This window comes from Microbacterium sp. NPDC006705 (assembly GCF_044903545.1).
GTDB lineage: Bacteria > Actinomycetota > Actinomycetes > Actinomycetales > Microbacteriaceae > Microbacterium > Microbacterium plantarum.
In genome coordinates this window covers 1,736,881-1,749,749 of sequence record NZ_JBJDQQ010000001.1, presented here as the reverse complement: position 1 = coordinate 1,749,749, position 12,869 = coordinate 1,736,881, and the positions used below count along the sequence as shown (strand labels likewise).

The following is a 12,869-nucleotide window of genomic DNA, read 5'->3' as shown; positions in this document are numbered from 1 at the left end:
CTGAGCCCTCTCGTCGCACCGCCCGGGCATTGCTCGGGCGGTGCGACAATGGAGTCATGGCTGAGGAGATCACCGAACGGGTCGAGTCGGCGCGCGTGCGTCGTGTGCCCAAGTACAGCGTGTTCCTCCTGCTCGGGGCCGCCGCGGGCATCATCGTCGCGCTGGCCCTGACGTTCGGCATCCCGGATGAGGGAGTCAGCACCAACACCGGCCTGCAGTACTCCGCGGGTCAGGTGTTCGGGTTCATCGCGCTCGGCGCCATCCCGGTCTGCATGGCGATCGCGGGCGTCATCGCCCTCGTGCTCGACCGCGCCGCACGTCGCCGCACGCGCGAGGTGCGCATCCTCCACGAGCGCGTCCGCACCGTCGACAACGCCTGACCCGGGCTCGCGCGCGCGAGGTCAGGCGATCTCGGCGATGATCGGCGCGATCGCGGCGTCGAAGGCCACGACGTCGCTGCGCAGACCGTCGGTGACGGCGATCGTGAGCGCGCCGATCCACCACACGCCGCGCTGGCTCAACGGCAGCACCTGCACGTTCAGCTCGAACGAGTGCGCCCGCCGGCCGATGCGGCGCTCGTGCTGGGCGAGCGCCCCGGCGTACGCGCGGTAGGCGACGGCGCCGGCGCCCGAAGAGCGCGCCGTGTACCGGGCGTGCACGTCACGCGCGAAGGCGACCGCCTCGGCCGCATGCGGACGCATGGCGTGCTCGAGCTGTTCCAATCCCTCGGTGGGCAACGCGACGAGCGTGTCGAAACCCTCGACCAGGTCGAGCGGCACGGGGGAGGGATGCGCGAGCGGCTCGACCGTCATCTCCCAGTACGCTCGCCACTGCCGCTCGAGCTCGGCCTGCGTCTCGGGGTCGCGCTCGACGGGTGTCGGCTCGATCCCACGCAGGTGGGGCAGCTCATCCGGAGTGCGGATGCCGAGCACCTGACGCAGGTACAGCGCGACGATGACCGAGGGCGCGGCATCCTCCCGCACCACCCATTCGGGAGTCTTCGGCGCACTCATGGCGCCAGTTTAGAGCGGGGGTGGCGGGGTGCGGCCGGTGCCGAGGAGATGACGCTCGGCACCGGCCGAGACGTCACTCGAACTCGATCGACGCGTGTTCGTTGTTCAGCACGATGACCGGCGTGATGGGGGAGTAGCCCGCCCCGCGGATGACGCCCGTGTCGATGCGGAGCAGCGGATGCCCGGCATGCACGCCCTCACCCTGCTGGACGAGCGCCTGGAACCCACGGCCCTTGAGGTCGACGGTGTCGATGCCCACGTGGATCAGCAGCTCGGTGCCGTCGTCGAGGGTCATCCCCACGGCGTGGCCCGTGGGGAACACGGTGGTCACGGTCCCGTCGGCGGGCGCGACGACGGTGTCGCCGGTCGGATCGATCGCGAGGCCCGGGCCCATCGTCCCTTGCGAGAACATCGGGTCGGGAACCTCCGCGAGCGGCACGACCCTGCCCGCGACGGGCTGACGCAGTCGGACGATCGCGGGAGCGGTGGTCGTCACGGCGCCCGCACCCTGCGGCGCCGAGGATGCCGCGGGCGGCTCGACCTCGCGTCCGGCGAGCACGTCGTCCATCGCATCCTTCACGAACTGCACGTTGAGACCGTAGACCACCTGCACCGACTTGGCGCCGGAGATCATGGTGCCCGCGGCGCCGGCGCGCTTGAGCGCGTCGCTGTCGACGCGCGACGTGTCGGCGACCTCGAGGCGGAGGCGGGTCGCGCAGTTGTCGAGCTGGACGATGTTCTCCTTGCCGCCGAGACCCGCGATCATCTTCTCCGCGGTGGGGCCGTAGCCCGCGTCGCGGTTGATTCCCGGGCCGATGTCGGCTGCAAGCTCGTCGTCGTCTTCACGGCCCGGCGTCTTCAGCCGGAACTTCAGGATGAGGAACCGGAACACCACGAAGTAGACCGCGAACCAGAACAGGCCCATGATCGGGATCATCCAGGGGTTCTGAGCCAGCGGGTTCATCCAGCCGAGCACCAGGTCGATGAAGCCCGCCGAGAAGCCGAAGCCCATGCGGGTCGGGAGCAGCGCGGCGATGAAGACCGAGATGCCGGTGAAGACGGCGTGGACGAGGTACAGCCACGGCGCGAGGAACATGAAGGTGAACTCGAGCGGTTCGGTGACGCCGACGAAGAACGAGGCGACGGCGGCTGAGAGGAGGATGCCCGACACCATCTTCTTGCGCTTGGTCTTGGCGGTGACGTACATCGCCAGGGCGGCGCCGGGCAGACCGAACATCATGATCGGGAAGAAGCCGGTCATGTACTGACCGGTCACCCCGAAGACGCCGTCGCCGTTGGAGCCGGCGAGGAAGTTGTTGAGGTCGTTGATGCCGGCGACGTCGAACCAGAAGACCGAGTTCAGAGCGTGGTGCAGCCCGAGCGGGATCAGGAGGCGGTTGAAGAAGCCGTAGAGCCCTGCGCCGACGGGGCCGAGGGTCGAGATCCACTCGCCGAAGATGACCAGGCCCGTGTAGACGATGGGCCAGACGAAGAACAGCACCGCGGCGACGACGAGCGAGATGCCGGCCGTGACGATCGCCACGGAGCGCTTTCCCGAGAAGAAGGACAGCGCGTCCGGGAGCCTGACGTCCTTGAACCGGTTGTAGGCCCACGCGCCGATGAGGCCGCAGATGATGCCGATGAAGACGTTCTGCACCTTGCCGAAGGCGGGGTCGACCTCGGCGACATCCTCGATGCCGAGGAAGCCGGCGACGGTCGCGGGGCTCAGGAGGGTCGTGATCGTGAGCCACGACACGAGCCCGGCCAGCGCTGAGGTCCCGTCAGACTTGTTGGCCATGCCGATCGAGATGCCGATCGCGAAGAGCAGGGCCATGTTGTCGATCAGTGCGCCGCCCGCGGCGGCGAGGAACGTCGCGATGATGTTGGGGCCTGCGGCAGAGGCGATCCAGTAGCTGATCCCGACGAGGATGGCGGCGACGGGAAGCACGGCGACCGGCAGCATGATCGACCGGCCGAGTCGTTGGAAGAATTTCACGGGTCACTCCGATGTGCGCGAGGGAACGGGGTTCTGACAGTATTGGTTAAGAACGTTTCCGAATTATTTCTCGGGAACTGTACTCGATCGGGGAACGTATGACTACGACGTCAGCGGAAGGCGCTGCTTCGCGGAGGGCGCGCGGCCGCCGCATCCGTCCCGAGGATGCCCGCAGCAACAACCGGCGCCTCGTCCTGCAGGCTCTTCATCACGAGGAGGGGCTGTCGCGGGCCGACATCGCACGCGCGACCGGACTCTCGCGCGTGACGATCTCCGATCTGGTCGGCGAGCTGGTCGACGAGCAGCTCGTCGTCGAGAGCGGTCGCGGTCACCGGTCGGGTCCGGGCGCGCCCTCTCGGGCGCTCGCGCTGGCGCGGTCGTCGCGCAACGTGGTCGCCGTGTCGATCTCGAGCGGCGACACGATCGAGGGCGCCGTCGTCGACCTCGGGGGAACCGTCATCGCGCGCGAGGTCGTCGAGCGCGGCGGGTCGACCGGGCCGGAGGCGCTCGCCGTGCTCGGTGACCTCATCGATCGGCTGGTCCGCACGGCGGAGGCCCCGATCCTCGGGATCGGCGTCTCGACACCGGGCGTCGTCGACGGCGCGGGCATCGTCCGCGAGTCGTCGCATCTCGACTGGCACGACGTCGCGCTCCGCGGCATCCTGTTCGACCGCACCGGTCTGCCGGTCTCGGTCACCAACGGTCTCAACGCCGCAGGCATGGGCGAGCTGAGCTTCGGCAAGGTCGATCACGATCTGCTGCTCGTCCGGATCGGCGCCGGCGTCGGAGCCGCCGCGATCGTGAACGGCGCGGTCGTCCACGGACGCAACTGGGCCGCGGGCGAGATCGGCCACGTCGTCGTGACGGAGGGCGCGGGCCCCGTCTGCGCGTGCGGCCGCACCGGATGCCTCGAGGCCTGGCTGTCGGTGCCGAAGCTCGAGGCTCGGCTCGCAGCGGCGCCCGACGCCGAGGCCGCGCTGCTCGTTCGCCGCGAGGCGGGCCGGTGCCTGGGCGTCGCGCTGTCGCCCCTCGTCGCGACGCTCGGGCTGACGGACGTCGTGCTGAGCGGACCGGCCGAGCTGATCGAGGGCGAGCTCATCGACGCCGCTCGCGATGCGGTGGCCGCCCGGGTCCTGCCGATCCTCTTCGACGACCTGACCGTGCGCCTCGCCGAGACCCACGGCGACCTCCGACTGCGGGGAGCCGCAGCCCTCGTGCTGTCGGAGACCCTCGGGCTCGCCTGAGCCGAGCCCCGGCATCCGCCCTCCCGACCGAATCGAAAGAAGGAAGAGTCATGGCCGAAGTCGTCATCGTCCCCAGCGAGCAGGAGGCGGGCCGTCTCGTCGGTGACGCGATCGTCGACCTCATCCAGCGACGCCCCGATGCCGTGCTCGGACTGGCGACCGGGTCGACCCCGCTCGCGGTCTACCGGCATCTCGCGGAACGTGTGCGCAGCGAGGGCGTCGACGTGTCGCGTGTGCGCGGGTTCGCGCTCGACGAGTACGTCGGACTGCCTGCGGGGCACCCGGAGAGCTACCGCAGCGTCATCGAGCGAGAGGTCGTCGAGCCCGTCGGGTTCGACCCGGCCCGGATCGAGGTGCCGCACGGTGACCTCGACGGCATCGAGACCGCGGGGGAGCAGTACGAGGCCGCGATCCGCGCCGCCGGTGGGGTCGACCTGCAGATCCTCGGCATCGGCCGCACCGGGCACATCGGCTTCAACGAGCCGGGCAGCTCGCTCGCCTCGCTGACGCGCGTGAAGACGCTCACCGAGGAGACTCGGGCCGACAACGCCCGCTTCTTCGACTCGCCCGACGATGTGCCGATGCACTGCATCACCCAGGGCATCGGGACCATCCTGCGCGCGCGCCACCTCGTGCTGCTGGCCTTCGGCGAGGCCAAGGCGGATGCCGTCGCCGCCGCCGTCGAGGGACCGGTCAGCACCTCGGCGCCCGGCTCGGCCGTGCAACTGCATCCCCATGTCACGGTCGTCGTCGACGAGGCCGCCGCGAGCGCCCTGACTCAGACGCCCTACTACCGGCACGCGTGGGCGAACAAGCCCGCCTGGCAGGGCATCTGACCCGCGGGCACGGGCGTAGTCCCGCCCAGGAGAGCCCCTGCCTTGTGCCGCGAACAGGCTGAGCGGTGCAACCTCGCCCGCCGGGCGGTGTGCGGCACACCTGAGCCTGTTGACGGCACACCCGCGTGCCCTCGCCGATCTCGAGCGCCGGAGCTGACTGTCCGGCCGTGCCTCACCGACTGTGCCCCACCGACCGTGCCCCGCCGGTTGGGTCCCGCCGGTTGGGGCCCACCGGTTGGGCCCCACCGACCGTGCCCGGTTGGGCCCGGCTCTTGTGCCGCGAACAGGCTGAGCGGTGGCGCGCTGCCCGCGCGGGCGGGGTTCGGCGCGTCTGGGCCTGTCTGCGGCGCGTGTGTCGCGCCTGCGCGGCGGTTCGGGTCATCGGAGCGGCCTATCTGCGGGCGGGCGCTCCGCCGGTCGGCGGGACGCCGCGGTCACCCAGCCCGCGGTTCCGCGAACAGGCTGAACTGCGCCCCACCGCCCAGCTGGCAACCCTTGGCTCACCTGAGCCTGTTTGCGGCACGCCGCCGGCCGATTCGGGACCGCGAGACACGCCCGGCGCTCGGGCGCTCCACGGGCCGGTACTCTGGATGCCGTGGCCTCGAGTCCCACTGATCCCTATACCCAAGCCGGCGTCGACACCGCGGCGGGAGACCTCGCCGTCGAACTGATGAAGTCGGCGGTCCGGCGAACCCACGGCGACGAAGTCCTCGGGGGTGTCGGCGGTTTCGCCGGCCTCTTCGACGCGAGCGCGCTGCTCGGCTACACGAAGCCGCTGCTGGCGACCTCGACCGACGGCGTCGGCACGAAGGTCGCGATCGCGCAGGCCATCGACAAGCACGACACGATCGGGCAGGACCTGGTCGGCATGGTCGTCGATGACATCGTCGTGGTCGGCGCGAAGCCGCTCTTCATGACCGACTACATCGCGTGCGGCAAGGTCGTGCCCGAGCGCATCGCCGACATCGTGCGCGGCATCGCCGACGGCTGCTCTGCGACGGGCACCGCGCTCGTCGGCGGCGAGACGGCCGAGCACCCGGGTCTTCTGGGCGTGAACGACTACGACGTCGCGGGTGCTGCGACGGGAGTCGTGGAGTCCGAGCAGGTGCTGGGCGCCGACCGGGTGCGGGACGGCGACGTCGTGCTCGCGCTCGCCTCGAGCGGCCCGCACTCCAACGGCTACTCGCTGATCCGTCACATCATCACCGGTGCGGGCATCGGCTACGGCGACCAGGCCGCCGACTTCGGCCGCACGTGGGGCGAGCAGCTGCTCGAGCCGACGCGCCTGTACACCTCGCCGCTGCTGCGCCTGATCGGCGAGCTCGGCGACGGCATCCACTCCCTCAGCCACGTCACGGGCGGCGGTATCGCGGCGAACCTCGCGCGCGTCCTGCCGAAGGACACGTGGGTCGACGTCGATCGCGCGACCTGGTCGCCGTCGCCGGTCTTCCGCGTCCTCGCCGACCTCGGCGGCCTCGAGCTCGAGCGCACCGAAGGCACCTGGAACCTCGGCATCGGCTTCTTCGCCGTCGTGTCGCCGGCGGCAGCGGATGCCGCGATCGCGGCCCTCGGCGCGGACGGCATCGACACCTGGCAGGTCGGCGTCGTCTCGACGGGTCCGCGTCCCGCGGGCGACTACGAACAGGGCGCCAAGGGCGTCGACGGCGGAGCAGTGCGTCTCGTCGGCGGGTACCGCGAAGCAGGAGCGAACTGACACCCCATGTGCGGAATCGTCGGAATCGTCGGGCAGTCCCCGGCGAACCAGGAGATCTACGACGCCCTCCTGCTGCTGCAGCACCGCGGCCAGGACTCGACCGGAATCGCGACCGCTGAGAACAGCGGCGTCTTCCACATCTTCAAGGCCAACGGCCAGGTGCGCGAGGCGGTCCGCACGCGTGACATGCGTTCGCTGCTCGGCAACATCGGGCTCGGCCACGTCCGCTACGCCACGAAGGGCACGGCGTCGAGCGAAGAAGAGGCGCAGCCCTTCTACGTCAACGCGCCGTACGGCATCGTGCTGGTGCACAACGGCAACCTGACCAACACGCGCGAGCTGACCGACGAGCTGTTCCGCAAGGACCGCCGCCACCTCAACACCAGCTCCGACACGGAGCTGCTGGTGAACGTGCTCGCCAACGAGCTGCAGACTACGATCTCGGGCCTCGACCTCGACCCCGACCAGGTGTTCCAGGCCGTCGAACGCGTCCACGAGCGCGTCGAGGGCTCGTACGCCGCGATCGCCCTCATCGCCGGTCACGGCCTGCTGGCCTTCCGCGACCCGTTCGGCATCCGTCCGCTCATCCTCGGCACTCGCCGGGCCGAGAACGGCCGCGACGAGTGGACCGTCGCATCCGAGTCGCTCGTGCTCGAGAACGGCGGCTTCGAGGTCGTGCGCGACGTCGAGCCCGGCGAGGCGGTCTTCATCGACGCCGACGGCACTCTGCACACGCGTCAGTGCGCGCAGCAGACGCAGCTCGCGCCGTGCTCGTTCGAGTACGTCTACCTCGCCCGTCCCGACTCGATCATGAACGGCATCTCGGTCTACGAGGCTCGTCTGCGCATGGGCGAGCGTCTCGCCGACACGATCGCCAAGTACACCCCTCAGGGTGCGATCGATGTCGTCATGCCGATCCCCGACTCATCGCGTCCGGCGGCGATGCAGGTCGCGCGCAAGCTCGGCATCGAGTACCGCGAGGGCTTCTACAAGAACCGTTACGTCGGCCGGACCTTCATCATGCCGGGCCAGGCCGTGCGCAAGAAGAGCGTGCGCCAGAAGCTCAACGCGATGTCGAGCGAGTTCAAGGGCAAGAACGTCCTCCTCATCGACGACTCGATCGTGCGCGGCACGACGTCGAAGGAGATCATCCAGATGGCCCGGGATGCCGGTGCCAAGAGCGTCACGTTCGCGTCCGCCGCGCCGCCGGTGCGCTACCCGCACGTCTACGGCATCAACATGCCCTCGCGTCACGAGCTCATCGCCCACGACCGGACGATCCCCGAGATCGCCGAGGAGCTCGGCTGCGACTATCTCGTGTACCAGGAGATCGACGACCTGAAGGCGGCGATCGTCGAGGGCACCGACATCGTCGACCTCGACATGAGCTGCTTCGACGGGCGCTACGTCACCGGGACGGTCAGCGAGGAGTATCTGAACTGGGTCGAGGGCACCCAGCAGTCGTGACTTCGCTCTGGCGAGGACGCGTCCTCGCGTTCCTCGGCGTCATCCTCGTCGCCTTCTCACTGCGCTCGGCCGTCGCGTCGCTGTCGCCGATCCTCACCGAGATCGACGCGGACCTCGGCGTGCCGTCGTGGGTGGCCGGCCTCATCGGCGCGGCGCCGCCGGTGTGCTTCGCGGTCTTCGGCGTCATCACTCCGATTCTCGAGCGGCGGTTCGGCCTGCAGCGACTCGCGGTCGCCGCGATGGTCGTCGCTGCGGCTGCCCTGCTGGGTCGAGCGCTGGCGCCGGATGCCGGCATCCTGCTCATCGCCACGACCGTGCTCTTCGCCGCGATCAGCATCGGCAACGTCGTGCTGCCGCCGCTGATCAAGACGTACTTCCCCGACCGCGTCGGGACCATGACGGCGGTCTACTCGACGATGCTCGCTGTGGCGGCCTTCGTGCCGCCGCTCGTCGCGGTGCCGATCGCCGACACCGCGGGATGGCGGTTCTCTCTCGGGCTGTGGTCGGTGTTCGCCGTGCTCGCGGTCATCCCCTGGCTCGTGACGCTGCGCCGGTCGCGCATCGCGGCGGCCACGGCGGATGCCGTCATCGCCCCGACCCCGTCGCCGAACGTGCTCAGCCGCCTCGTGCGCCTGCCGATGGCGTGGGCCGTCGCCGTCACCTTCGCGGTGTCGGCATCCAGCGTCTACGCGTCGTTCGCGTGGCTGCCGATCATCCTCGTCGACCTCGCGGGCGTATCCCATGCCGCCGCCGGTTCGCTCCTCGCACTGTTCGGCGCGATGGGGTTGCCGTGGTCGATCATCGTGCCGCTCGTCATCACGCGCTGGCAGCGGCTCGGCGTGATCTACGCCGTCGCGGCGTCGGCCGGGCTCGTCGCCGTCGCGGGACTGCTCATCGCGCCCGGGTCGGCCGTCGTGCTGTGGGTCGTGCTGCTGGGCACGCCGCAGATGCTGTTCCCGGCTGCGCTGGTGTTCATCCAGCGCAAGACGAGGACGCACGAGGGCACGGTCGCGCTCAGCGGATTCGCGCAGAGCGTCGGCTACGCCGTTGCTGCGGTCTTCCCCATCTCGTTCGCGCTGCTGCACGAGGCGACGGGGGAATGGACGGCCCCGCTGATCATGGTCGGCGTGCTGATGCTCGCTGCGATCCCCGCGGGGATCGTCGTCACACGCCCCCACACGATCGAAGACGAGTGGGAGCAGCGTCACGGCGCATGGTGATGAGCCCGGTCAGGCCTTCTCGTCCTCGTACTCGTCGGAGTACTGGTCAGCCCACTTGTCGACGTACTGATCGTCGTCGGAATGAGCGAGCTCCTTCTCGAGCGAGGAGAAGTTGACATTGTAGGTGTCGTACTTCAGCTCACGCGCGATCTTGGTGTGCTTCGCCTTTTGACGGCCACGCCCCATGCGAGACCCCCTCATTTCTGAGTCACGGGCTGTTCAGCGGTGCCCGGAGCATTTCACGATCCGGCGCTGGGCCGGGGAAGAGTAGCATCAAGAATAACACGGGGGCCCCGAGCCATCGCCGGTGCCGCCGCTGAGACAGGGGGCGACCATGGCCGATCAGCACTTCGCAGGCGACGAAAGTCGTCTTCCGTCGACGCCCGTCATCGCGGGAGTCATTCCCGGGCAGTCGCCCCGCGTCGTGGTCGAGGCGGCCCGGTATGCGTCGATGCTCGGTGTCGGACTCATCGTGGTGCACGTCGATGTCACGCGATTCGTGACCTACGAGGACCCCGACGGCTACGTCCACACCGCTCCCATCGACCTCGGGGCGGTCTCGAGCGCGGCGCAGCTCGAGCAGATCCGCGCCGCCGCCGCTGAGGCGCTCGCGTCGTCGACCGTCGAGTGGACCGTGCATCAGCTGGTCGGGGATCCCGCGCTCGCCATCAAGCACCTCGCCGACCGGCTGGACGCGAAGCTGCTCGTGGTCGGCACGCGTCGCCGGGGCATCGGCGAGTCGATCCGTGAGTTCTTCACGGGCTCGGTCGCGGCGCGGCTGGCGCATCGGCAGCGGCGGCCCATCCTCGTCGTGCCGCAGGGTGAGACCGCCGCGGACGACGAGGACCTCTGGCCCGAGCCCTGAGCGGCCCGGAGCAGAGGTCCTCGGCGCGATGCGGCGCGCCACCGTGCGTCGTCAGCCCCGCAAGGCCCGCAGCATCTCTTCCCGGGTCCGGGTGAGCGCGGCGACGAGGTCGTCGACGGCAGATGCCGTGACGTCGCCGTCGCGCGCGATGTGCGACCGCAGGTCGGCCTTGACGTTCGCGCGGAACTCGGCGATCGCGGCATCCGCTCGTTGCGCCTGCGAGCGGGCCTCTGCGCGCGGGTTCTCGGGCGGCGACGGACGCGTGGCGGTCTCGTGGTCGACGTTCGCGGCGGCGGCGAGGTCGGCCTGGAGGCTCTTCATCGCCGCCCGCACACTGCCCCGGACCTCGTCGGCGATGAGGCGGATGCTGTCCGCCAAGCCGGCCTGGATGCCGTCGAGGTCATGGCGGCGGGCCGAGAGCTCGTCGCGACCGGCATCCGTGATCTCGTAGACCGTCTTGCGACCGTCGACGGTCTTGGTCACGAGTCCCTCGTCCTCGAGTTTGGCGAGGCGGGGGTAGATCGTGCCGGCGCTGGGCGAGTAGGTGCCGCCGGTGCGCTCGGTGAGGGCCTGCATGAGGTCGTACCCGTGCCGCGGCGACTCGTCGAGCAGCGACAACAGGTAAAGACGCAGGTCGCCGTGTGAGAAGACGGGCGGCATGGTCAGTGATCCTCGCGACGGTCCGCGGCGTCCTCGACCGGGGCGGCTTCGGGTGCTGCCTCGCTTGCGACCTCGGGCGCGCTGGTGCCGGCGACGTCGGTGGCCGCGGGGGCGGAGCGCCGCAGGACGGTGAGGTCGCCCGAGACCGAGTTGGTGCGGACATCGACGAAGGAGCCGCTGAGCTCACCGGTCGAACCGGTGAAGCTCGTGAGCGGGCCGGCGCCCTGCCCGGAGCGCACGACGCCGTCGATGAGCACGCGTCCGCTGACGCTGCGCACCTGGTAGTTCGCGGGCAGGCTCTCCTCGAGGCGAACCGTGGCGTCGCCACCCACGGTGTGGAGCGTGATCGACTGGATCGGACCGGACGAGTCGACGAGCATGGCACCCGAGACCGTGTCGATGTCGGCCGCGCGCAGGGCGCCGATAGCCGACACGTCGCCCGACACGGACTTCGCGGTGAGCGCACCGGTCAGCTCGCGCGCCTGCACGTCGCCCGAGACCGCGTTCGCGTTCACATCACCCGTGATCCCGTCGATGATGATGTCGCCCGAGACGGTGTTGACCCGCGCATCGGCCGTGAGGCCCGACACGAGCGCGCTCGCGCTGACGACGCCGAGCGTGAGGTCCGTGCCGCGGGGGACGGCGACGCTGATCTCGGCCTTCGGGCCGGAGGAGCCGAAGTTGCGGAACACCTGCGTGAAGTTGTCCCAGCGCAACTGCGGGTGGTCGATCTCCACGACGTCGCCGGTCGCCTCGATGCGCAGGTCCTTGCCGGTGACGGCGTGCACCTCGATGCGGACGCCGGGCTCGTCGTGGGCGACGATGTCGATCTGGCCCCCGACCATGCTCACCTTGAGCTTCCGAATGTCGTCGATGTCGATCACCCGGGTGTCATCCGGGTGGACGATCCATTTCTGCAGTGTCATGGCGTTCCCTCTCCTCTGGCGACGGTCGTCGCGCATGATCGCGATATATCGCGTCTGCTGACGGTAACACGATATATCGCGACTCGTCTAGAGTCGACGGGCCGTTCGTTCGCTGCTCCGGGAAATGCAGAACGCCCCCACCCGAAGGCGGAGGCGTTCGCGCAGCGCGGCGGTCAGACGCGCTTGTTGCCGCTGATCACTCGGAAGAGGAACGCGATGAGCGCGATCACACCGACGATCAGGGCGACCCAGAGCAGCCAGCTCAGTGCGCTGTTCAGGCCACTGACGATCGCGAGCACGATCGCAACGACGATGATGATGATGAGGAAGATGTTCATGGGGGCTCCTTGTCTGTCTCCCAATGTCCGTCCCACTGCGAGACGTTCCGACCCCGTGAAGGGCTGACCGCAACGTTAGAGAATGCCGAGCGTGAGTGCCGAGGCCTTGACGACGGATTCGCCGTGGTGGTATTCCACCAGGCGCCGACCCGACGCACATGGTCGTCTCGGCGGCGAGGAAGGCGCCCTTTGTGTCGGGTCGCGGTCGAACGGCGGGTGGGGTGGGGTGGGGTTAGGGCCTCTCGCGAACGCCTGTCAAGCACCTGCGGCGACCCTCGCGACGGTCGTAGCGTCAGCCTGACGAAGAGGGGAGACCGCCATGCCACAGGGACGCGGATCGAACAGTCTCAAAGACCCCGAGCTCTACGAGGAGCTGCGCGAGGACGGCGCCTCGAAAGAGAAGGCTGCCCGCATCTCGAACGCCGCCGCCCGTGACGGCCGTAAGAAGGTCGGCAGCCGGGGCGGACAGTCCGGCGACTACGAGGACTGGACCGTCGACGAGCTGAAGAAGCGCGCCAAGGAACTCGGCATCTCCGGGTACTCCGGCAAGAAGAAGGCGCAGATCATCTTGATGCTGCGCAACCACTGAG

Annotated in this window: 14 protein-coding genes; 8 read left to right on the top strand and 6 right to left on the bottom strand. The window is 69.5% G+C overall.

Features of this window, described 5'->3' with window-relative positions:
* The first annotated feature begins 56 nt into the window (after nt 1–56).
* Nucleotides 57–380 carry a potassium transporter Trk gene (locus ACI2K6_RS08290; RefSeq protein WP_404568391.1) on the top strand — a complete coding sequence of 108 codons (324 nt, stop codon included), beginning with the start codon at nt 57–59 and terminating at the stop codon, nt 378–380.
* Nucleotides 381–401: 21 nt separating this feature from the next.
* Here ACI2K6_RS08290 and ACI2K6_RS08285 read toward each other — a convergent pair whose 3' ends face one another.
* Nucleotides 402–1,013, bottom strand: a complete 612-nt coding sequence (locus tag ACI2K6_RS08285) for a zinc-binding alcohol dehydrogenase (protein WP_404568390.1) — start codon at nt 1,011–1,013, stop codon at nt 402–404.
* A gap of 73 nt (nt 1,014–1,086) precedes the next feature.
* Entirely contained in the window at nt 1,087–3,009 is a 1,923-nt protein-coding gene (gene nagE, locus ACI2K6_RS08280; RefSeq protein ID WP_404568389.1) for an N-acetylglucosamine-specific PTS transporter subunit IIBC, read from the bottom strand.
* Nucleotides 3,010–3,107: 98 nt separating this feature from the next.
* Here nagE and ACI2K6_RS08275 point away from each other — a divergent pair, with 98 nt between their 5' ends.
* The 5 genes from ACI2K6_RS08275 (at nt 3,108) to ACI2K6_RS08255 (ending at nt 9,490) form a co-directional block, all read left to right on the top strand.
* The gene (locus ACI2K6_RS08275; RefSeq protein WP_404568388.1) at nt 3,108–4,253 is read left to right on the top strand and encodes an ROK family protein; all 1,146 of its coding nucleotides are present in this window, start codon (nt 3,108–3,110) and stop codon (nt 4,251–4,253) included.
* A gap of 50 nt (nt 4,254–4,303) precedes the next feature.
* Nucleotides 4,304–5,089, top strand: coding sequence for a glucosamine-6-phosphate deaminase (nagB, locus tag ACI2K6_RS08270; protein ID WP_282501842.1), 786 nt, complete (start codon nt 4,304–4,306; stop codon nt 5,087–5,089).
* Between the two features lie 595 nt (nt 5,090–5,684).
* Complete coding sequence (gene purM, locus ACI2K6_RS08265; RefSeq protein ID WP_274178118.1) at nt 5,685–6,803, top strand: phosphoribosylformylglycinamidine cyclo-ligase; 1,119 nt, start codon at nt 5,685–5,687, stop codon at nt 6,801–6,803.
* A gap of 6 nt (nt 6,804–6,809) precedes the next feature.
* Complete coding sequence (gene purF / locus ACI2K6_RS08260) at nt 6,810–8,270, top strand: amidophosphoribosyltransferase (protein WP_112615803.1); 1,461 nt, start codon at nt 6,810–6,812, stop codon at nt 8,268–8,270.
* Nucleotides 8,267–9,490, top strand: a complete 1,224-nt coding sequence (locus tag ACI2K6_RS08255) for a CynX/NimT family MFS transporter (protein ID WP_269266897.1) — start codon at nt 8,267–8,269, stop codon at nt 9,488–9,490. The genes purF and ACI2K6_RS08255 overlap by 4 nt, the downstream gene beginning before the upstream one ends.
* Before the next feature lie 9 nt (nt 9,491–9,499).
* On the opposite strand, the gene ACI2K6_RS08250 is transcribed toward ACI2K6_RS08255, so the two are convergent.
* Nucleotides 9,500–9,676, bottom strand: coding sequence for a DUF3073 family protein (locus tag ACI2K6_RS08250; protein ID WP_023953093.1), 177 nt, complete (start codon nt 9,674–9,676; stop codon nt 9,500–9,502).
* 148 nt (nt 9,677–9,824) lie between these two features.
* Here ACI2K6_RS08250 and ACI2K6_RS08245 point away from each other — a divergent pair, with 148 nt between their 5' ends.
* Nucleotides 9,825–10,355 carry a universal stress protein gene (locus ACI2K6_RS08245; RefSeq protein WP_323987014.1) on the top strand — a complete coding sequence of 177 codons (531 nt, stop codon included), beginning with the start codon at nt 9,825–9,827 and terminating at the stop codon, nt 10,353–10,355.
* Nucleotides 10,356–10,406: 51 nt separating this feature from the next.
* Here the strand turns inward: ACI2K6_RS08245 and ACI2K6_RS08240 are convergent, their stop codons facing one another.
* The 3 genes from ACI2K6_RS08240 to ACI2K6_RS08230 form a co-directional block, all read right to left on the bottom strand.
* Entirely contained in the window at nt 10,407–11,015 is a 609-nt protein-coding gene (locus ACI2K6_RS08240; protein WP_274178120.1) for a PadR family transcriptional regulator, read from the bottom strand.
* 2 nt (nt 11,016–11,017) lie between these two features.
* Nucleotides 11,018–11,941 (bottom strand): DUF4097 family beta strand repeat-containing protein, encoded by a 924-nt coding sequence (locus ACI2K6_RS08235; RefSeq protein WP_404568387.1) that lies wholly within the window; start codon nt 11,939–11,941, stop codon nt 11,018–11,020.
* A gap of 173 nt (nt 11,942–12,114) precedes the next feature.
* A complete protein-coding gene (locus ACI2K6_RS08230; RefSeq protein ID WP_023953086.1) occupies nt 12,115–12,279 on the bottom strand; it encodes a hypothetical protein in 165 nt (54 codons plus the stop codon).
* 319 nt (nt 12,280–12,598) lie between these two features.
* Between ACI2K6_RS08230 and ACI2K6_RS08225 the strand changes: the two genes are divergently transcribed.
* Nucleotides 12,599–12,868, top strand: a complete 270-nt coding sequence (locus ACI2K6_RS08225) for a Rho termination factor N-terminal domain-containing protein (protein WP_274178122.1) — start codon at nt 12,599–12,601, stop codon at nt 12,866–12,868.
* Nucleotide 12,869 lies beyond the last annotated feature (1 nt).